Origin of the sequence: Streptomyces sp. NPDC006393, from assembly GCF_040628575.1 — a bacterium.
Lineage (GTDB): Bacteria > Actinomycetota > Actinomycetes > Streptomycetales > Streptomycetaceae > Streptomyces.
This window is the reverse complement of sequence record NZ_JBEXZD010000070.1, coordinates 22,522-42,391: the sequence shown is the minus strand read 5'-3', so window position 1 is coordinate 42,391 and position 19,870 is coordinate 22,522. Positions and strand designations below refer to the sequence as shown.

Below are 19,870 nucleotides of genomic sequence, written 5' to 3'. Positions count from 1 at the left end.
TGACCACGGCGCCCCGCACGGCCGCGGGCCCCCCCCCGCCGGCGGGTGCCACGTGGGGGTGTCCGGCGGCGGGGCATGCCGGGCCCGAATCGGCCGCCGGACCGCTGGTTACTCAGACCCGCGGGGTTCGGAAGAGAGCCCCGGGGCTCTCCGCGCCGCGCATCGCGGAGGGCCCGCCCGCGTCTCGGGGACGGCGTGGCGTCAGTGCGGCCGGCCGGGCTCCCGGACCCAGCCCAGGGACCGTTCCACCGCCCGCTGCCAGCTCTCGTACTCCCACGCGCGCCGTTCGGGGTCCATGTCGGGCAGCCACTGGGCGGCGCGGTGCCAGTTGCGGCGCAGGACCTCCAGGTCCGGCCAGTATCCGGCGGCGAGCCCGGCGGCGTAGGCGGCGCCGAGGGAGACCGTCTCGGCCACCAGCGGCCGTACGACGGGTACGTCGAGGACGTCGGCGAGCATCTGCATGAGCAGGTTGTCCGAGGTCATGCCGCCGTCCACCTTGAGCTCCCGCAGCGCGAGCCCGGAGTCGGCGTTCATGGCGTCGACGACCTCCCGGGTCTGCCAGGCGGTGGCTTCCAGCACGGCCCGCGCGAGATGGCCCTTGGTGATGTAGGAGGTGAGGCCGACGACGACCCCGCGCGCGTCGCTGCGCCAGTGCGGGGCGAACAGGCCGGAGAAGGCGGGAACGATGTAGCAGCCGCCGTTGTCCTCCACCGTGCGCGCCAGGGTCTCGATCTCGGGCGCGGTGCTGATCAGGCCCAGCCGGTCGCGGAACCACTGGACCAGCGAACCGGTGACCGCCATCGGGCCTTCCAGGGCGTACACCGTGGGCTGGCCGGCGATCTTGTAGGCCACGGTGGTGATCAGGCCGTGCCGGGAGCGCACCAGGTCGGTGCCGGTGTTCATGACCAGGAAGCTGCCGGTGCCGTAGGTGCACTTGGCCTCGCCGGGCGAGAAGCAGGTCTGGCCGAACAGGGCGGCCTGCTGGTCGCCGAGGGCGGCGGTGATGCGGACGCCGGGGAGCAGCGCGCGGGCCTCACCGTAGCTCTCCGCGGAGGACCGGATCTCGGGCAGCAGGGTGGGCGGCACGCCGAAGAACTCCATGAGTTCCGGGTCCCACGTCAGGGTCCGGATGTTGACGAGCATGGTGCGGCTGGCGTTGGTGGGGTCGGTGATGTGCAGGCCGCCGTCGGTGCCGCCGGTCAGGTTCCAGATCAGCCAGCTCTCGATGGTGCCGAACAGCACCTCGCCGTCATGGGCGCGCTGCTCCAGGCCCTCCACGTGGTCGAACAGCCAGCGGATCCGGGGGGCGGAGAAGTAGGTGGAGGGAGGCAGGCCGCAGCGGTCGAGGAAGAACTCGTCGCCGGGCCGGTCCCGGAGCGTCTCGACCAGCGGCGCGGTGCGGGTGTCCTGCCAGACGATGGCCCGGCCCAGCGGGGCGCCGGTGCGCCGGTCCCAGAGCACCGTCGTCTCGCGCTGGTTGGCGATCCCGACGGCCGCGATCCGCTCGGCGTCCACGCCCGCGCTCGCGAGCGCCTCGGGGACGATGCGCCGGACGTTGCGCCAGATCTCGAGGGCGTCGTGCTCGACCCAGCCGGGCCGGGGGAAGTGCTGCTGGTGCTCCCGCTGGGCGACGGACACCAGCCGCCCGCGATGGTCGAACAGGATGCATCGTGTGGACGTGGTGCCCTGGTCGATGGACATCACATACCGCTCAACCATGTTCGGACCGTCCTTCCGATGCGTCGCGCACGCGGGAGGCCTCGACGGTGAGACCGTCCGGCGGAGAGCTGCGGGGACCTACCAGCGAACCGCCCCCAGATCCCGGGAGATCGCCCGGGCCGCCTCCCGGAGCAGCGCGATCAGCGCGGGCAACGGCCGGCCCCGGGGATCGCAGATCCGCTCGACGGCGCCGGACAGGCCGATGGCGCCCACGACGAGACCGCCGTGGCCGCGGATCGGGGCGGCGACGCCGGCGTCTCCCATGCTCATCTCCTGCACCTCGGCTCCCCAGCCGAGTTCGCGGATCTCGGCCAGCACCCGGTCCAGGTCCTCCCGTACGACGAGGGTGTGGCGGGTGTAGGCCTCCAGGCCGTCCGCGGGCATCGGGTCGAGGGTGGCGGTGCCGAAGGCCAGCAGGACCTTGCCGAGCGAGGAGGCGTGCAGCGGCAGCAGCGCGCCCACGTCCAGGGTCTGGAGGGTGTCGTCGGGCCGGAAGACGTGGTGCACGATGAGGACCTTGCCCTCCAGGGGCGTGCCCAGGCGGACGGCCTCCCCGCTGCGGGCGGCCAGCGCGTCGGCCCAGTTGATGGAGCGCGAGCGCAGTTCGTTGACGTCGAGATAGCTGGTGCCCAGGTGCAGCAGCGCGGCCCCGAGCTGGTACTTCCCGGTGGCCTCGTCCTGCTCGACGAAGTCGACGTGCTGGAGGGTGCGCAGAATGCCGTGGGCGGTGCCCTTGGCCAGCCCGAGGGACGACGCCACCTCGCCGAGCCCGAGCCTGCGGGGGCCACCGGCGAGCAGGCGCAGGATCGCCGCCGCTCGTTCGATGGACTGGACAGGTCCGGCCATATGGCGATTTTAGTCCTGTTTGCCCCGGTGAGGACTGCCGTTCGGTAATGCCGACCGCCACGCGTTGACCGGGCGCCCATCCGTTTCTTAGCGTTCCTTGTCGCGCCCGGCTCCCGGTCGGCAGCGCCGCCCGGAGGAGGAGGGGACATCATGTCCGTAGCGCAGCTCGAGGCCGCGCCTCACAGGGAGGTGGACCACGCCTTCCCGCTGCCGGACACGCCAGGTACCGTGTCGGCCGTCCGCCATCGCGTTCACGCGCTCCTCCGCTCCTGGGACCTGCCCGGCGAAGCCGCCGACGACGTGCTCCTCGTCGTCTCGGAACTCGTCACCAACGCGCTCGTGCACGCCCGGCCGCCCGCCACGCTGCGCGTGTGGCGGCTGCCGGTCGACGGCCGGCGGGCCGTCCACGTCGAGGTGACCGACCTGGGGCCCGCGTCACCGCCCGAGCCGGCGGCGGCGCCCGACCCGGACGAGCACGGCCGCGGCCTGGCCATCGTCACCGCGCTGTCGGCCCGGTGCGGGGTGCGCGCGGACCGCGGCAGGACCAGCCGCTGGGCGGAGGTCCTCGCGAGCTGAACCCCCGGCGGGGGCCGCCACAGGACCCTGGGCCGGGGCCGCCACAGGACCCTGCGGACGGGGGCCGCCGCAGACGATCACCCCGACCCCGGTTCGGCCATGTCGGCACCCTTCTGGCCGGCTCTGCCCGACACCGATCGGCCACGACGCACCGGGCGGCGCACGGGCCCGCGAACCGTGCGGCGGCTCAGCCGCGGCCGGACGGCGCCGCCGTGCTGCCGCGCACCTCCAGGACGGGCACGGTCAGGTCCACGGTACGCGAGCGGCCAAAATCCTCGATCCGGTCCAGCAGCCGCTGAGCGGCGCGCCGGCCCACGTCGTGGCCGGCGTTGTCCACCGTGGTCAGCCACAGATGCCGCAGCCGGGACAGGTAGGTGTTGTCGTATCCGGCCAGGGAGAGATCGCGGGGCACGCTGAGGCCGCTCTCCTCGGCCGCCGACAGCGCGCCGACGCAGGTCATGTCGTTGACGGCGAAGACGGCGGTCGGCCGCCGCCTCCGGCTGAGCAGCCGGACGGTGGCCCGGTAGCCGCCCTCCTCGGTGAGGTCGCCCCGCTCCACCACCGCCGTGTCCGCCAGACCGTGCTCGCGCATGGCGGTCTCGAAGCCCCGCAAGCGCAGCTCACCGACCGCGCCCCGCCCCGCGATGTGCGCGATGCGCCGGTGACCGAGGCCGATCAGGTGCTCGGTGGCCAGCCGGGCGCCGTGCTCGTCGTCTCCCGCGACCACGTCCACCCCGGGCAGCTCGGGTTCCCGGGCGCCGGCGACGACGGTGGGCACCCGTTCGGCCGCCGTGCGCAGCGCCGTCGGGTCCTGAAGGGTGCCGACGGCGACCACACCGTCCACGCGCAGTTCGGTGAACGTACGGGTGAGGTCCTGCCCCAGACGCCGGTCGAGCCGTCCGTCCGCGAGCAGCACATGCAGGCCGCTGTCGTGGAGGCGGGCGGTCAGCCCGTCGAGAAGTTCGACGAACCAGGGGTTGCGCAGGTCGTTCAGCAGGACGCCGACGGTGCGGGTGCGCCGTTCGCTGAGGCTGCGGGCGGCGGCGTTGGGCCGGTAGCCGAGCTCCTCGATCGCGGCGAGGACGGCCCGCCGCTTCTCGGGACGCACGCTCTGGGAGCCGCGCAGCACCAGCGAGACCAGGGACTTCGACACACCGGCCCGCGCGGCCACATCACGAATGGTCGGGGGTCGCACGCGATGGACCGTTCCACAAGGGGCCGGCGCTTGTAAAGGGCGAGTGCGCGGCCGGGATCAGCGCCTTGACACCCGGCGGTGGCGACGGTCAGGGTGAGCGAGGTTTTGGATCGGTCCAAAGACGGGCTGTGAAGAGGGGCTGCCATGGTGAACACGCTCGGCGTCGCCGTCGTCGGATTCGGCTGGATGGGGCGGGTGCACACCCAGGCCTACGTCCGCGTGGCCCACCACTTCCCTCGGCTGGTGGTCCGCCCGCACCTGGTCGCGGTCGCCGACGAGGTGCCCGGACGGGCGGACGAGGCGGCCGGGCGGTACGGCTTCGACTCCGCGACCCGCGACTGGCGGGAGATCGCCGCCGATCCCCGGGTGCGGGCGGTCAGCATCACCGCGCCGAACTTCCTGCACCGCGAGATCGGTGTGGCCATGGCCGAGGCCGGCAAGCACATCTGGATCGAGAAGCCGGTCGGCCTCAGCGCCGACGACGCCCGCGCGGTCGCCGACGCGGCCGCGCGGGCCGGTGTGCACGGCACCGTCGGCTTCAACTACCGCAACGCGCCCGCCGTCGCCGCCGCCCGCGAGATGATCGCCACCGGCGAGATCGGCGCGGTCACCCATGTCCGCATCCGGCTGTTCAGCGACTACGCCGCCCACCCCGAGTCCGCGCTGACCTGGCGGTACGAGCGTGAGCGCGGTGGCAGCGGAGTCCTGGGCGACCTGGCCTCCCACGGTGTCGACCTCGCCCGCCACCTCATCGGCGAGATCGACTCGCTGGCCGCCGACACGGCCGTGTTCCTGCCCGAGCGAGCCCGTCCGGCCGGCGCCACCGCCGGTCACGCCCGGGCGAGCGGCGGCGAGTTCGGCCCCGTCGAGAACGACGACTACGCCGGCTGCCTGCTGCGCTTCGCCTCGGGCGCCCGCGGGGTGCTGGAGGTCTGCCGGGTCTCGGTCGGCGAGCAGAACGCCTACGGGTTCGAGATCCACGGCACCACCGGCGCGCTGTTCTGGGACTTCCGCCGCATGGGCGAACTCGGCGTCAGTCGCGGCACCGCGTATCAGGACCAGCCCGTCAGCACCGTCCACGTCGGCCCCGGGCACGGCGAGTACGCCGCCTTCCAGCCCGGGGCGGCCAACGCCATGGGCTACGACGACCTGAAGGTCATCGAGGCCCACCACTTCCTGCGCTCCGTCATGGAGGGCACCGCCCACGGCGCGACCCTCGCCGACGCCGTCGCCGCCGCGACGGCCCTGGACGCCATGGCCGTCTCCGCACGGGAGCGGAGCTGGGTGACGGTGGCCTGAGCCGTCGAACGGACCGTCCCCCGGACCGCCGCCCGAGCCGTCAGCGGGACGGCACGAGCGGGAGGTCGTCCGTGTACCCGTTGACCGGACGCGGGATCTTCTCGGTCCCACGGGCGTCCATGGCCGCCTGGGCGGACGCCGTGCCCAGGGTGCCGCCGGGGTGCCAGGTACCGGTGACGGACACCCAGGTGTCGGCGGCCGGCGCCGGAGTCCCGTAGATCCGCACCTTCACGGACTGGGCGTCCGCCGCGCAGCAGGAGAGGATGATCCGGGTCAGGTACCAGGTGTCGCGGCCCTTCTCCGGCGTGACGAAGCCGGTCAGCAGGACGGTGCGGCCCCGGACGGACTGCTCGCGGTCCTGCTGCACCCGGCGGGTGAAGTCCGTGAGGGTCATCGGGAGCGGTGAGGTCGCGGGCAGCGGGTCGAAGTGGCTCTGCCGGTCGACGGCCCTGGGTGCCTCGCGGGAGGCGGTGTACGCGCCGAGGGCCGGCGGGGCGTAGAACAGCAGGCTGAGCGCCGGAAGCAGCAGCAGCCAGGCGACGCGGGGCACGGAGCCGTGGTCGTGACCGTGGCCGTGGCCGTCGTGGCGGGAGGCGCGGGCATGACCGTCGTGGCGGGAGGCGTGGGCGTGACCGTCGTGCAGGGCGTGGCCGTCGCGGGAGGTGCGGGCGGTGCCCGCGTCCGGCCGCGACGCCCATGCCTCCGCCACACCCAGCACGAGCAGCACCGCGCCGGAGGCGATCAGCAGCGGCCGCATGCCCTCCTTGACGTAGCGCAGGAAGAGGTCGGTGAAGAGCGAGGCGTGCAGCAGGCCGAGGCCGCTGAGCACCAGCAGGGCCACCTGAAGGGGGCGTCTCACAGCGGGAAACCTCCGACGAGCACGCTGCACAGTACGGCGACGACCAGGGTGGCGGCGGAGAAGCGGACCGCGAACGCGCGGCCGAAGGTGCCGGCCTGAAGGGCGATCAGCTTCAGGTCGACCATGGGACCGACCACCATGAACGCCAGCCGGGCGAGAGGGGAGAACCCGGCGAGCGAGGCCGCGACGAAGGCGTCGGCCTCCGAGCAGACCGCCAGCAGGACGGCGAGCGCCGCCAGGAACAGCACCGACAGCCAGGGCGAGCCGGAGAAGGTGTCGAGCACGGTGCGCGGGACCGTCACGTTGAAGGTGGCCGCGGCCATGGCACCGAGCACCAGGAAGCCGCCCGCGTGCAGGAAGTCGTGCTGGAAGCCGCGCCGGAACTCCGTCCAGCGGTCGTGGCCCGGCTGGTGCCCGGTGTGCCGCACGGTGGGCCGGAGCCACTTGTCGCGGCCCAGGAAGAGCCAGAGCCAGCCCATGACGGCGGCGGTGGCCAGCGAGGCCAGCAGCCGGGCCAGCACCATGGCGGGCTTGCCGGGGAAGGCGATCGCGGTGGCGGTCAGCACGACCGGGTTGACGGCGGGCGCCGACAGCAGGAACGCGAACGCGGCGGCCGGGGTCACGCCCCGGTTGATCAGGCTGTTCGCGACCGGCACCGAGGCGCATTCGCAACCGGGCAGGACGACGCCGGCGACCCCGGCCACCGGGACGGCGAGGACGGGCCGCTTCGGCAGCACCCGGCTGAACACGCGGGCCGGCACGAAGGCGTTGATGGCGCCGGACAGGGCCGTGCCGAGCAGCAGGAAGGGCAGCGCCTGGACGGTGACGGCGAGACAGACGGTCCGCCAGGCCTGGAGGGCCGGCGCGTCCGCCCACCGCCCTGCGGCGAAGATCACCCCGCCGGGGACGACGGCCGCGCCCAGCAGCAGGAGCGGCCAGAACCGGGGCAGGCCACGGGCGGGGGCGTCGGCGGCGACCGCGCGGGCGGCCGGGGCCACCGGGGGTCTCACCGCTTCCTCCCCCAGTACGTCTGTCTCGCGCATGCGGGCTCCGAAGATCGATTCTCCGGAGAGAACATAGCGGGCCCGCCGCCCCGTCCCGCGCGCGGGACGCGCCGACCGTTTTTGAACGCGTCCAACCCTCTGGGCCACAGTCGCTCCCACCGACAGAGGGGGCCGACGTCCGGTGTTCGACCACCCGCGGTGGCCGCACGCCGACCGCACGACGGTCGGCATCGGCCGCGGTCCCCGGGCGCCCGGCGGTCCGGGCGGCGAGGGCTCGGCGCGCGCGATCCGTTCCGGGCTGGTGTGCTGGAGGTGGGGGTACGTGGCGGGAGCGCCGTATCGGACCGGGAGAGTCGGACATGAGTACCTACAGAGTCGCCCAGGCGACCGCTGCCGGTGGGCCGTTGGAGATCGCCGAGCGTGAGGTGGCGGAGCCGGGCCCCCGACAGGTGCGGATCGCCGTGGAAGCCTGCGGCGTCTGCCACAGCGACGCGTTCTTCGTGGACGCGGCGGTGCCCGGGATCCGGTTCCCGGTGGTTCCCGGTCACGAGATCGCCGGCCGGATCGACGCGCTCGGCGACGGCGCACGGGAGTTCGGCTGGGAGGAGGGCGACCGGGTGACGGTGGGCTGGTTCGGCGGCAGCTGCGGCCACTGCACACCGTGCCGGCAGGGCGACTTCATCGTGTGCGAGAACCTGAAGGTGCCCGGCTGGGCGTACGACGGCGGCTTCGCCGAGCGGACGATCGCACCCGTCGACGCCCTGGCCCGGATCCCCGAGGGGCTGGCCGCCGTCGACGCGGGGCCGATGGCGTGCGCCGGCGTGACCGTGTTCAACGGGCTGCGGCGCAGCGCCGCCCGGCCGGGCGACCTGGTCGCGGTGCTCGGCATCGGCGGTCTGGGGCACCTGGGCGTGCAGTACGCGGCGGCCATGGGCCTGGAGACGGTGGCGATCGCCCGGGGCGCCGACAAGGCCGACATCGCCAAGCGGCTGGGCGCCCACCACTACGTCGACAGCACGGCGGGCACCCCCGTCGCCGAGGCGCTGCGCTCGCTGGGCGGCGCGAAGGTCGTGCTGGCCACCGCGGGCAGTTCCGAGGCCATCGCGGCGACCGTGGACGGGCTCTCGCACCGGGGCGAACTGGTCGTCATCGGCGCGACGCCCGAGCCGCTGGGGATCAGCCCGATGCAGCTGATCACGGCCGGGAAGGAGATCCGCGGCCATCCGTCCGGCACCGCGCAGGACGTGCAGGACACCATGGCGTTCAGCGCTCTGCACGGGATCCGCCCGATGACCGAGACGGTACCGCTGGAGCAGGCCGACGAGGCGTACCGGAGGATGCTCTCCGGCGCCGCCCGCTTCCGTATGGTGCTCACCACGGCGTGAGGCGCCCGGGCCCGCGGGGTCAGGGCCTGCGGGCCAGCAGGCAGGCGTGCTGCCGGGTCAGCCGTCCCTCGGGCTCCTGCACCAGGGTCGCGGTGACCACGAACCCGGCCTCGCCGAGCAGTTCGGCCACCCGTTCCACGGGCGACAAGTACCACTCGTAGGACACGGGGTGCCCGTACCCCTGCGCGGGGCGCACGTGTTCGTCACCGATGTGGCACCCCCACAGCAGATGGCCGCCGGGTGCGAGGACGCGGTGGAACTCGGCGAAGACCGCGGGCAGGTGGGCGGGGGGCGTGTGGTGCGTGGAGTACCAGGCCAGGATGCCGCCGAGGGTGCCGCCGCCGATCCCCAGGGCGGTCATCGAACCCTGTACGAACCGCAGGTGCGGATGGGCGCGCCGGGCCAGTGAGAGCATCCGGGACGACAGGTCGACACCGAAGGCGTCGACGCCGGACGCGGCGAGGTGGGCGGTGACCTTGCCCGGCCCGCACCCCACGTCGGCGACCGGCCCCGTCCCGGCGCTCCGCACCGACTCGGCGAACACCGCCAGCATGCCGCGGGACAGCGGGTCCAACGCGGCCGGTTCCGGCACGCGTTCGGCATAGGCGGCGGCGACGGTGTCGTACGACTCGCGCACGGCCGCGAGATAGGCGGTCTCGGTCACGCCGCCACGTTATCCGAGCACGCGCGCCGCCCGCAGACCGCGCCCACAACGACCGCCTTCACATTTACTCCACCTTCCCGCCACGCGGCCGTCACGTGTTGGGTAAGCTCCTGCCGCTCCATTCGCACCACCGAGGGGGGAACCTCATGCGCATACGCTCCGCGCTCGCCACCACCGCCGCCACCGCCACCGCCGCGGCGGTCGCCGTCGTCGTCGCGGCCCCGGCACAGGCCGCCGAGTACTCCTCCGCCCTGAAGATCAAGGGCATCCAGTACGACGCGCCCGGGCGGGACTCCAACAGCTGCAGCACGGGCAACACCAGGAGCGAGTACCTGACCATCAAGAACTACTCGCGCTCCACGACCGTCAACCTCAAGGGCTACGTCGTCAAGGACGCCGCCGGCAACAGGTACCGGTTCACCGTCAACCACTACCTCCAGCCCGGCGACTACGTGAGCCTGCGCGGCGGCAAGGGCACGGAGTCCGACGCCAAGAACGTCGCCTACCGCCAGAACTGCAACTTCATGTGGAACAACGACAAGGACACCATCTACCTCTACAAGTCCTCCGGCGCCCGCGCGGACGTGCACTCCTACACCAAGTCCCGCGACGACCGGGACGGCAACGGCTACATCACCTACCACGGCTGACCCCGCGCCGGGTCGACCCGGCCGCCGGACAGCCACCGGCGGCCGGTCCCGGGACCGAGGCCTCCAACGCCGCGCCCTGGACGCGTTCCTGACCGCTACTCCTCGTCCTGCGTGCTGACGCGGGTGCGCCCGGGCTCGGGCGGCATGCCTTCCTGGGTGCGGACCGTGAGGACGTCACCGACGAAGAGGTCGTAGGCGAGCACGCCGACCACACCGCCGACCAGCGGCCCGACGATGGGGATCCACCAGTAGTGGCTGAACGAACCGGCCAGGGACCCCGGTAGCGCGAGATCGCCCCACCCCGCGGCGAACGTGAACAGCCGGGGGCCGAAGTCGCGGGCCGGGTTGATGGCGTATCCCGCGTTCGCGCCGTAGGAGATGCCGATAGCGGCCACGACGAAGCCGATCACCAACGGCCCGAGGTTGGCCTTCACCGCCGTGTTGCGCAGGTCGACGACCGCCGCGATCAGCATCAGCAGCAACGCGGTGCCGACGATCTGGTCCACGAGCGGGCCCCAGACGCCGCCGTGGAAGTAGGGCGCCGGGAAGGTCGCGAAGATGGAGAACGAGGCGACGGTGTGCCCGTTCGTCTTCGGTCCCTTCATCGCCGCGTCGAAGGTGTCGATCGCGTCGTGGTACACGGCGTACACCAGGGCCGCTCCGGCGAAGGCGCCCACCAGCTGCGCGCACCAGTACGGGACCACCTTCACCCACGGGAATCTGCGCCGCACCGCGAAGGCCAGCGTGACGGCGGGGTTGATGTGCGCGCCGCTGACGCCGCCGGCCACGTACACGCCGAAGACCACGGCGAACGCCCAGCCCCAGGTGATCAGCAGCCAGTCCCCGGCCCCCAGGAAGAAGGTGGTGGGCCCCTCCGTCCGGCCCGATCCGGGCAGCGCCGCGACCGCCATGGCCACCGAGCCGCATCCGAAGGCGATGAGGACGAAGGTCCCCAGGAACTCAGCCAGGCACTCGCCCCACAGCCCCCCACGGCGCCTGAGACGTGAGGGTTTGATCAGAGGCGGTATCTCTACGGCCATACAGGCCCCCTCGACGAACGGTCCGGCCCGCGGGCCGGCACAGCCCTGCTTCGGGCGGCCCCGCGATGATGCGCAGTCGCGGCCCCGCGTCACTGCTCAGTGTGCGCGTCCGTACGCGCTGTGGCCACTCGGCTGACAAGGGTTTCCCATCGGGTCGCCCTCCGCCCTCGTCGTGCCCCGCCGCGACGCGCGGGAAGGGCCGGACGAGTGAACGCCATATGGGTGATCCCGCCACCCGTCCCGCCTGGCGCTGGGGCCGGGAAACAAGCGGCGTGCCGGGCCGTCCCGGCGCGACGGTGACCCGCGGCAGTCCGACGGCACAGGTGGCAACGGGCCCCTGACGGCACAAGACTGATCCATGCTTTGGTGATCAGCCTTCGTGATCAGGCCACAACGGATTCAGTCATAACGGATTCAGCCACAACGGATTCAGACGACAGCGCACGGTCTCGGGGTGGACCGGTCACGCCGGCCGGTGGTTTTCGACCCTTCCTCAGGGAGCACGCATGGTGGAGAAGTCTGCCGACATCCTGATGCCCGAGCCGGACGGACCCGCCATCGCCCCACGCGGAAACACCGCGCCGACGACGGCGGACACCGAGCGGGAACTCGCCGGCATCCTGGCGGACCTCGTGGACGCCGACGATGTGCCGGCGGACAGCCACTTCTTCACCGACCTCGGCGCGAACTCACTGGTGATGGCCCAGTTCTGCGCACGGGTGCGGAAGCGGCCGGACCTGCCGTCCGTGTCCATGAAGGACATCTACCGGTGCCCCACGATCCGCGGCCTGGCGGCCGCTCTCACCCGGCCCGCGTCCCCATCCACCGGATCCGCCGGCGCATCCGCCGGATCCGCCGCCGCGGCCGTCGCCCCGGAGCCCACGTCACCTTCCGCACCCCCGGCACGGCCGGCCCCTTCGGCTTCGGCGCCGGCACCGCCGCCCGCCCGGGACGCACCGGCCGGCACGGCGCGCTACCTGTTGTGCGGGACCCTGCAACTGCTGATCTTCGTCGGCTACTCGTTCGTGATCGGGATGGCGACCACCCAGGCCTATGAATGGGTCGCCTCGGCATCGGGTCTCCTGGACATCTACCTGCGGTCGCTGCTGTGCGGCGGCGCCGGGTTCATCGCCGTGTGCGCCTTCCCGGTGGCGGCCAAGTGGATGCTCGTCGGACGCTGGAAGGCCGGTGAGTTCCCGGTCTGGGGTCTGGCCTATCTGCGGTTCTGGATCGTCAAGGCGCTGCTCCACGCCAATCCCATGATCCTCTTCGCCGGCAATCCGCTCTACGTGATGTATCTGAGGGCGCTCGGCGCGCGGATCGGCAAGGACGTCACGATCCTCTCCCGCTCCGTGCCGGTCTGCACCGACCTGCTCACCATCGGCGCGGGCACGGTGATCCGCAAGGACGCCTACTTCCTCTGCTACCGCGCGCACGCCGGACGCATCCAGACCGGCCGGATCACCCTCGGCCGGGACGTGTTCGTCGGCGAGAAGACGGTGCTCGACATCGACACCGCCATGGGCGACGGGGCCCAGCTCGGACACGCCTCCGCCCTGTACCGGGGTCAGGAGATCCCCGCGGGCGAGCGCCGCCACGGGTCCCCGGCACAGCCCACGCAGGTCGACCACGTGCGCGTGCCCCCGGCCCGGTGCGGCACCCTGCGGCGGGCCTGCTTCGCGCTGTCGTCCCTGCTCCAGCTGCTCCTGATCTATCTGCCGCTCGCCGTCGGCGGTGCGTACATGGTCTTCGCCGAGGTCCCGGCGCTCAGCGACCGGCTGGACGCGCGGACGCGGGCCACCTCGACCGGGGAGTTCGTCACCGACACGCTGATCGTGGCCTCGGTGCTGTTCCTCGGCGGCGTCGTCCTGGGGCTGGCCGCCCTGTGCACGGTGCCGCGGCTGCTGCGCCTGGCGGTCAGGCCCGACCGGACCTATCCCCTCTACGGCTTCCACTACGCCGCCCACCGGCTGACGACCGCCCTGACCAACATCCGGTTCTTCACCTGGCTCTTCGGCGACAGCTCCTACATCGTCCCCTATCTGCGCGGCATCGGATACGACCTGTCGAAGGTCGAGCAGACCGGCTCCAACTTCGGCACCGAGGTGCAGCACGAGACCCCGTTCCTGGTGTCCGTCGGCAGCGGCACGATGGTCGCCGACGGGCTGTCCGTCCTCAACGCGGACTACTCCCGCACGTCCTTCCGGGTGTCCCGGGCCTCGATCGGCGCCCGCAACTTCCTCGGCAACAACATCGCCTTCCCGGCCGGTGCCAGGACCGGCGACAACTGCCTGCTGGCCACCAAGGTGATGGTTCCCCTGGACGGCGAGATCCGCGAGGGGGTCGGCCTGCTCGGCTCGCCCTGCTTCGAGATCCCCCGCACGGTGGAGCGCGACACCCGGTTCGACCACCTGCGCACCGGCGAGGAACTGCGCCGCAACCTCGCCGCGAAGAATCGTTACAACGCCCGCTCGATGGCGCTCCATCTGTTCCTGCGCTGGCTGCACACGGTCGCGCTCACGGCGGTCGGTCTGGCCTCGGTCGACCTGTACGGCACGCTCGGACACGTGGTGATCGCCTGCTCCCTGGCGCTCACCGTCGCCTTCAGCGCGGGCTACTACGTGCTGGTGGAGCGGATGATCACCTCCTTCCGTCCGCTGCGCCCCCGGCTGTGCTCCATCTACGACCCCTATTTCTGGTGGCACGAGCGGCTGTGGAAGGTGCCGGACCGCTACCTCGCCCTGTTCAACGGGACGCCGTTCAAGAGCCTGATGTGGCGGCTGATGGGGGTGCGCATCGGCCGCCGGGTCTTCGACGACGGCTGCTACATCACGGAGCGCACGCTCACAGCGATCGGGGACGACTGCACGCTGAACGTCGGCAGCAAGATCCAGTGCCATTCGCAGGAGGACGGCACCTTCAAGTCCGACCGCACCACGCTCGGCGCCGGCGTCACCCTCGGGGTCGCCGCGCATGTCCACTACGGCGTGACGATGGGCGACTCGGCCGCGCTGGCCCCCGACTCCTTCCTGATGAAGGGAGAGGAAGTCTCCGCGCACGCGCACTGGGAAGGCAACCCCGCCGCGCCGACGGCGAACTGAGGAAGGGTCATTCGATGGGAACGCTCGTGGCAGCGGACCGGGACTTCTGGGCCGACGTGCTGACCGCCGGTGGATTCACCGCCGTTCCACGGTGGGTCGGCGGGCGGCCCGTGCCGGGTGTGGCCCGGCACGAGGAACCGGTGCCCGCCGACGTGGTGGAGTCGGTGCGCGCGCTGGCGGCCGAACTGGGAGTGCCGTTCAGCGCGGTGCTGCTGGCCGCTCACGCCAAGGTGCTGGCCGCGCTGTCCGGTGAGCGGGACGTGGTGACGGGGTACGCCACGGGGGCCGGGGGCGGGCCGCTGCCCTGCCGGCTGTCCCTCGCGCCGCCGACATGGCGCGCTCTGGTGCGCAGCGCCCGCCGGGTCGAGGCGGACCTGCTCACGCACCGGGACTTCCCCGTGAGCGAACTGCGGCGCGAGCTGGGGCTGGCACGGCCGCCGTACGAGGTGCTGTTCGACGCCGGGGAGACCATGGACACCGGCGACGGCACCCAGGGCGCCCGGAGCGCCGAGGACGCCGGGGGCTCGGGCGGCGCCGGGCGCGCCCCGAGTGCCGGGGCCGCCGAGGGCGCCCTGCCCGGGGACGTGGTGCTGGCCGTGCGCTGGAGCGGCGGGGTCGGTGACGGGCCGGCGGCGCTGCGGCTGCGGTACCGCACCGACGTGCTGGACGCCGATGCCGCGGCCCGCGTCGGCGGCTACCACCTGGCCGCGCTGCGGCTGATGGCAGCCGACGCCGACGCCGAGCACGTCGGGCAGAGCCTGCTGTCCGCCGGGGAACTGCGCGAGCAGCTCGAGGGACTGGCGGGACCGCACCGCGAACTGCCCGAGGCGCGGGCGCACGAGCTGTTCGAGCGGCAGGTGCGGGAGCGTCCCGACGCGGTGGCCGCCGTGCACGGCGAGCGCTCGTGGACGTACGCGGAGCTCAACGCCCGAGCGAACCGGCTGGCGCGGGCGCTGCTCGCACGGGGGCTGGGCCGCGAGGACGTGGTGGCGGTGGTCACCGAACGCAACCTGGACTGGCTGGCCGCGGTCCTCGCCGTGTTCAAGGCGGGCGGCGTCTATCTGCCGATCGAGCCGCACTTCCCGCCCGGCCGGATCGCGGCGACGCTGGAGCGGGCCGGGTGCCGGCTGGCCCTGACCGAGCCCGGCAGCACCGCCTCCCTCGACCGGGCCCTGGCCACGTCGGCGCCGGGCGTCGAGAAGCTGCTGGTGGACGCCGCCTGCGCGGAGGACCACGCCGAGGACGACCTCGGGGTGGAGGTGGCACCCGGCGCGCTGGCGTACATCTACTTCACCTCCGGCTCCACGGGCGAGCCGAAGGGCGCGATGTGCGAGCACGCCGGCATGCTCAACCACCTGTTCGCCAAGATCGACGACCTGGGGATCGGTCCCGGCCGGGTGGTGGCGCAGACGGCCCCGCAGTGCTTCGACATCTCGCTGTGGCAGCTGCTGGCCGCCCTGCTGGTGGGCGGGCGGACGCTGCTGGTGGAGCAGGACGCGGTCGTGGACGTGGAGCGGTTCGTGGACACGCTGGTCCGCGGCCGGGTGGGGGTGGCGCAGGTCGTGCCCTCCTACCTGGAGGTGGTGGCGTCGTACCTGGAGCGGCACCCGCGCGAACTGCCCGACCTGGCCTGTGTGTCGGTGACCGGGGAGGCGCTGAAACGGGAGCTGGTGCAGCGCTGGTTCGGCGTCGCCCCCGGCATCCGGCTGGTCAACGCCTACGGGCTGACCGAGACCTCCGACGACACCAACCACGAGGTCATGGACACGGTGCCGGAACGGGTGCTGCTGGGCCGGCCGGTCAACAACGTCCGTGTCCTCGTCGTCGACGAGCACCTGTCCCTGGTGCCGCTGGGCGCGCCCGGACTGATCGCCTTCTCCGGGGTCTGCGTGGGGCGCGGCTACGTCAACGACCCCGAACGCACCCGTGAGGCCTACCGGGAGGACCCGTACCGGCCGGGTGAGCGGCTGTATCTGGGCGGCGACTGGGGACGCTGGCATCCCGGGGGCAAGCTGGAGTTCCTGGGCCGGCGGGACAGCCAGGTGAAGATCCGCGGGTTCCGTATCGAGATCGGTGAGATCGAGAACACCCTGCTGCGGGTGCCGGGGGTGCGGGACGGCGCCGTGGTCGTCGCCGAACTCGCGGGCCGCAGCACGCATCTGATCGCCTACTACTCCGGCCGGCGCCTGGAGACGGAGGAGCTGCGGCGGACGCTGGGGGACGCGCTGCCCGGGTACATGGTGCCGACGGCCTTCCACTGGCAGGAGGCCCTGCCGCTGACCGCCAACGGCAAGATCGACCGCAAGGCCCTCACGGCGCTGGCCGAGCAGAGCGCACGGACCGAACCCGCGGCACGTGCGCAGGGGCCGGGCGGGGAGCACGGCGACGCCCCGCGCACGGCGACCGAGCGCAGGCTGGCCGAGGCGTGGGCCGACCTGCTGGGGCTGCCCCGGGAGCGGATCGGCCGCGGGGACCACTTCTTCGACTCCGGCGGCACCTCGCTGTCGGCGGTGAAGCTCACCATCGCCCTGAACCGGGCCGTGTCCCTGAAGGACATCACCCGCCATCCGGTCCTGGCCGACCTCGCCGCGCTGCTGGACGGCACGGCGCGGCAACGCTCCGGGCTGCTTCAGCCGCTGGCGGGCGCGGACGTCCGGCGGGAGTGCGCCCTGGTGTGCTTCCCGTACGCGGGCGGCAACGCGGTCAACTTCCAGCCGATGGCGAGCGCCCTGGCGGGCAGCGGTCTGGCGGTGTACGCCGTCGAGCTGCCCGGCCACGACCTGGCCGCCGCCGACGAGCCGTTCGCGCCGCTGGAGCAGGTGGTCGAGGAGGTCGTCGCCGAAATCACCGGGCGGGGGATCGGACGCGTCATGCTGTGGGGCCAGTCCTCCGGCGCCGCCCTCGCCGTGGAGGCGGCGCGCCGGCTGCCCGGGCGTGGGGTGGAGGTGGTGCGGGTGTTCCTCGGCGCCCAGTTGCCCGGGACGGCCGCCGAGCGGCGCGCCGCCGCGGCGGAGCTGGAGCGGGTCGGCAACGCCGACATCGCGGCGCGGCTGGGCGCGGACAGCGGCTACACCGAGCTGGGGGAGCTGAACGCGCGGCACGCCGAGCACATCGGTGCCGCCTACCGGCACGACTGCGTCTCGGCGCACCGCTACTTCGCCGACGCCCTGGACTCCCCGCCGGCGGTGAGGCTGGCCGCGCCGGTCACCGTGGTCGTCGCCGCCGACGACCCGCACACCGCCGGATTCCACGAGCACCACCGTGACTGGCGGCTCCTGGCCGACCACGTGGATCTGCGTGAACTCGCCGACGGCGGCCACTACTTCACCCGCACCCGGCCGGCCGAGGCGGCACGGGCCGTGCTCGGCGCCGCCGAGCTGCTGGCCTCCTCCTGAGGCCCTCCCCGCCCAACGAAAGGAAACCGAGATGTCGTTCTCGTCCCCGGCGTCAGTGCTGGAGGTGGAGCTGCGACCGGACCGGCCGCCGGTCCTGCACGTCGATCCCCCGGTCGACGCGGCCGGCTGGGCGGCCGAGTACCGTCCGGCGCTGCGCGCGCAGGTCACCGAGCACGGCGCGGTGCTCGTGCGCGGCCTGGGGCTGCGGGAGCCGGAGCGGGTCCGGGCGGTCTTCGCCGGGCTGGGCGGGGAACTCATGGCCGAGCGGGAGGCGTTCGCGCCCCGGACGTCGTACGGCGCGGGGCTGTACTCCTCCACGGCGTGGCCGGACAACCAGCCGATGTGCATGCACCACGAGCTGAGTTACGCACTGCGGGTGCCGGGCCTGATGCTCTTTGCGTGTCTCACCGCGCCCACGGGGGGCGGGGCGACCGCGGTGGCCGACGGGGAGGCGGTGCTGCGGGCGCTGCCGGGCGAGCTGACCGAGCGGTTCGAACGCGAGGGCTGGCTGCTGACGCGCAGCTACAACGACGAGATCGGGGCGTCGCTGGCCGAGTCGTTCGGCTCGGAGGACCGGGAGACCGTGGAGAACTACTGCCGCGCCCACGCCATCGACTTCGCCTGGCAGCCGGACGGGTCGCTGCGCACCCGGCAGCGCCGCGCCGCCGTCCTGCGGCATCCGGTCACCGGCCGCCGCTGCTGGTTCAACCAGATCGCCTTCCTCAACCAGTGGACGCTGGCGCCGGAGGTGCGCGAGTACCTGGTGGACGAGTACGGCGAGGACGGGCTGCCGTTCAACACCCGCTACGGGGACGGCTCGCCGATCGGCGAGGACGTGGTGCAACTGCTCAACGCCACCTACGAGGAGCACACCCTGCGCGAGCCCTGGCAGCCCGGCGACCTGCTGCTGGTCGACAACATCCGCACCGCGCACAGCAGGGAGCCCTTCACCGGCGAACGCGAGGTGCTGGTCGGCATGGCCGAGCCCCGGCTGCTCGCCGAGGGCCGCCCGACCCCGGAGGGAACCCGGCGATGAACCCTGTGACCCCCGTGACCCCTGTCACGTCCCCCGCCCCCGGAACGGGCGCCGCCGGCCCGGGTCCCGTGCCGTCCTTCGCGGTGATCTCCGGCGCGCAGGTGCAGCAGGCGCTGCACGGCCGCGAGCGGGAGATCACGGACCTGGTCGAGGCCACCTACCGGCTGCACGGCGCCGGGCGGACGGTGAACCCGCCCTCGTACTTCCTGCGCTTCCCCGACCGGCCCACGTCCCGGATCATCGCGCTGCCGGCCTCCGTCGGCGCCCCGGTGGCCGTGGACGGCCTGAAGTGGATCTCCAGTTTCCCGGAGAACGTCGCGGCCGGAGTGCCGCGTGCCTCGGCGGTGCTGATCCTCAACGACCCCGCCACCGGCTACCCGTTCGCCTGCCTGGAGAGCTCCATCATCAGCGCCACCCGGACGGCGGCCTCCGCCGCCCTGGCCGCGGACCGGCTCAGCCGCGGCCGGACCCGGCCCACCCGGGTCGGTTTCTTCGGCACCGGCCTGATCGCCCGCTACATCCACACCTTCCTCGCCGGCACCGGCTGGAACTTCGACACCGTCGGCGTGTACGACCTGTCCGCCGACAGCGCCGCCGGCTTCTGCGGCTACCTGAAGCAGGCCGGCGCCGAAGGGTCCGGGTCCTGCGGCCCGGTCACCGTCCACCACAGCCCCGAGGAGCTGATCCGCTCCAGCGACCTGGTGGTCTTCGCCACCGTCGCGGGCCAACCGCATGTCGGTGAGCCGTCCTGGTTCGCCCACCACCCGGTGGTCCTGCACGTGTCGCTGCGCGACCTCGACCCGCGGATCCTGCTCGACTCGGCCAACTTCGTCGACGACGTCGAGCACTGCCTGAAGGCCGACACCTCCCCCCACCTGACCGAACAGCTCACCGGAGGACGGGACTTCCTGGACGGCACCCTCGACGACGTCCTCACCGGCCGGGTGGAGCCGCCGGCCGACCGCACGGTGATCTTCTCCCCCTTCGGCCTCGGCGTCCTCGATCTCGCCGTCGGCAAGTTCGTCCACGACGAGGTGGCCCGCTCAGGGCGGCTCCGCGTCGTCGACGACTTCTTCCACGAGCTGTGCCGGTACGGGTGAT

15 protein-coding genes are annotated in these 19,870 nt (G+C 73.0%); 8 read left to right on the top strand and 7 right to left on the bottom strand.

All coding sequences use genetic code 11. The features are described from left to right. Positions 1–201: 201 nt before the first annotated feature. Both glpK and ABZ484_RS25500 read right to left on the bottom strand, forming a co-directional pair. Positions 202–1,719 carry a glycerol kinase GlpK gene (gene glpK / locus ABZ484_RS25505; RefSeq protein ID WP_358868245.1) on the bottom strand — a complete coding sequence of 506 codons (1,518 nt, stop codon included), beginning with the start codon at positions 1,717–1,719 and terminating at the stop codon, positions 202–204. Positions 1,720–1,797: 78 nt separating this feature from the next. Continuing rightward, positions 1,798–2,565 (bottom strand): IclR family transcriptional regulator, encoded by a 768-nt coding sequence (locus ABZ484_RS25500; RefSeq protein ID WP_358868244.1) that lies wholly within the window; start codon positions 2,563–2,565, stop codon positions 1,798–1,800. Between the two features lie 150 nt (positions 2,566–2,715). On the opposite strand from ABZ484_RS25500, the gene ABZ484_RS25495 reads away from it, so the two are divergent. Beyond that, positions 2,716–3,141 carry an ATP-binding protein gene (locus ABZ484_RS25495; RefSeq protein ID WP_358868243.1) on the top strand — a complete coding sequence of 142 codons (426 nt, stop codon included), beginning with the start codon at positions 2,716–2,718 and terminating at the stop codon, positions 3,139–3,141. A 187-nt stretch (positions 3,142–3,328) separates the two neighbouring features. On the opposite strand, the gene ABZ484_RS25490 is transcribed toward ABZ484_RS25495, so the two are convergent. After that, positions 3,329–4,336 carry a LacI family DNA-binding transcriptional regulator gene (locus ABZ484_RS25490; RefSeq protein ID WP_358868242.1) on the bottom strand — a complete coding sequence of 336 codons (1,008 nt, stop codon included), beginning with the start codon at positions 4,334–4,336 and terminating at the stop codon, positions 3,329–3,331. 144 nt (positions 4,337–4,480) lie between these two features. Between ABZ484_RS25490 and ABZ484_RS25485 the strand changes: the two genes are divergently transcribed. Beyond that, the gene (locus ABZ484_RS25485) at positions 4,481–5,635 is read left to right on the top strand and encodes a Gfo/Idh/MocA family oxidoreductase (RefSeq protein ID WP_358868241.1); all 1,155 of its coding nucleotides are present in this window, start codon (positions 4,481–4,483) and stop codon (positions 5,633–5,635) included. A 40-nt stretch (positions 5,636–5,675) separates the two neighbouring features. Here the strand turns inward: ABZ484_RS25485 and ABZ484_RS25480 are convergent, their stop codons facing one another. Together ABZ484_RS25480 and ABZ484_RS25475 are read right to left on the bottom strand one after the other, a co-directional pair. Then, the gene (locus tag ABZ484_RS25480; RefSeq protein ID WP_358868240.1) at positions 5,676–6,494 is read right to left on the bottom strand and encodes a TIGR03943 family protein; all 819 of its coding nucleotides are present in this window, start codon (positions 6,492–6,494) and stop codon (positions 5,676–5,678) included. Continuing rightward, a complete protein-coding gene (locus ABZ484_RS25475) occupies positions 6,491–7,537 on the bottom strand; it encodes a permease (RefSeq protein WP_358868239.1) in 1,047 nt (348 codons plus the stop codon). Before ABZ484_RS25475 ends, ABZ484_RS25480 begins: the two co-directional genes overlap by 4 nt. Positions 7,538–7,857: 320 nt before the next feature. Between ABZ484_RS25475 and ABZ484_RS25470 the strand changes: the two genes are divergently transcribed. Then, positions 7,858–8,883, top strand: coding sequence for an alcohol dehydrogenase (locus ABZ484_RS25470; protein ID WP_358868238.1), 1,026 nt, complete (start codon positions 7,858–7,860; stop codon positions 8,881–8,883). A gap of 19 nt (positions 8,884–8,902) precedes the next feature. On the opposite strand, the gene ABZ484_RS25465 is transcribed toward ABZ484_RS25470, so the two are convergent. Continuing rightward, positions 8,903–9,547 carry a class I SAM-dependent methyltransferase gene (locus ABZ484_RS25465; protein ID WP_358868237.1) on the bottom strand — a complete coding sequence of 215 codons (645 nt, stop codon included), beginning with the start codon at positions 9,545–9,547 and terminating at the stop codon, positions 8,903–8,905. A 146-nt stretch (positions 9,548–9,693) separates the two neighbouring features. Between ABZ484_RS25465 and ABZ484_RS25460 the strand changes: the two genes are divergently transcribed. Beyond that, complete coding sequence (locus ABZ484_RS25460) at positions 9,694–10,197, top strand: lamin tail domain-containing protein (RefSeq protein ID WP_358868236.1); 504 nt, start codon at positions 9,694–9,696, stop codon at positions 10,195–10,197. Between the two features lie 95 nt (positions 10,198–10,292). On the opposite strand, the gene ABZ484_RS25455 is transcribed toward ABZ484_RS25460, so the two are convergent. Further along, positions 10,293–11,237, bottom strand: a complete 945-nt coding sequence (locus ABZ484_RS25455; protein ID WP_358868235.1) for an MIP/aquaporin family protein — start codon at positions 11,235–11,237, stop codon at positions 10,293–10,295. A 506-nt stretch (positions 11,238–11,743) separates the two neighbouring features. Here ABZ484_RS25455 and ABZ484_RS25450 point away from each other — a divergent pair. Genes ABZ484_RS25450 through sbnB form a run of 4 tightly spaced genes read left to right on the top strand, consistent with a single transcriptional unit; the run spans position 11,744 to position 19,869 of the window. Continuing rightward, entirely contained in the window at positions 11,744–14,338 is a 2,595-nt protein-coding gene (locus ABZ484_RS25450; protein ID WP_358868234.1) for a Pls/PosA family non-ribosomal peptide synthetase, read from the top strand. A gap of 14 nt (positions 14,339–14,352) precedes the next feature. Further along, a complete protein-coding gene (locus ABZ484_RS25445; protein WP_358868233.1) occupies positions 14,353–17,733 on the top strand; it encodes an amino acid adenylation domain-containing protein in 3,381 nt (1,126 codons plus the stop codon). A 31-nt stretch (positions 17,734–17,764) separates the two neighbouring features. Beyond that, positions 17,765–18,769: a TauD/TfdA family dioxygenase gene (locus ABZ484_RS25440; RefSeq protein WP_358868232.1), complete on the top strand. Its 1,005-nt coding sequence runs from the start codon at positions 17,765–17,767 to the stop codon at positions 18,767–18,769. Beyond that, positions 18,766–19,869 carry a 2,3-diaminopropionate biosynthesis protein SbnB gene (gene sbnB, locus ABZ484_RS25435; protein ID WP_358868231.1) on the top strand — a complete coding sequence of 368 codons (1,104 nt, stop codon included), beginning with the start codon at positions 18,766–18,768 and terminating at the stop codon, positions 19,867–19,869. The genes ABZ484_RS25440 and sbnB overlap by 4 nt, the downstream gene beginning before the upstream one ends. Position 19,870: the final 1 nt, after the last annotated feature.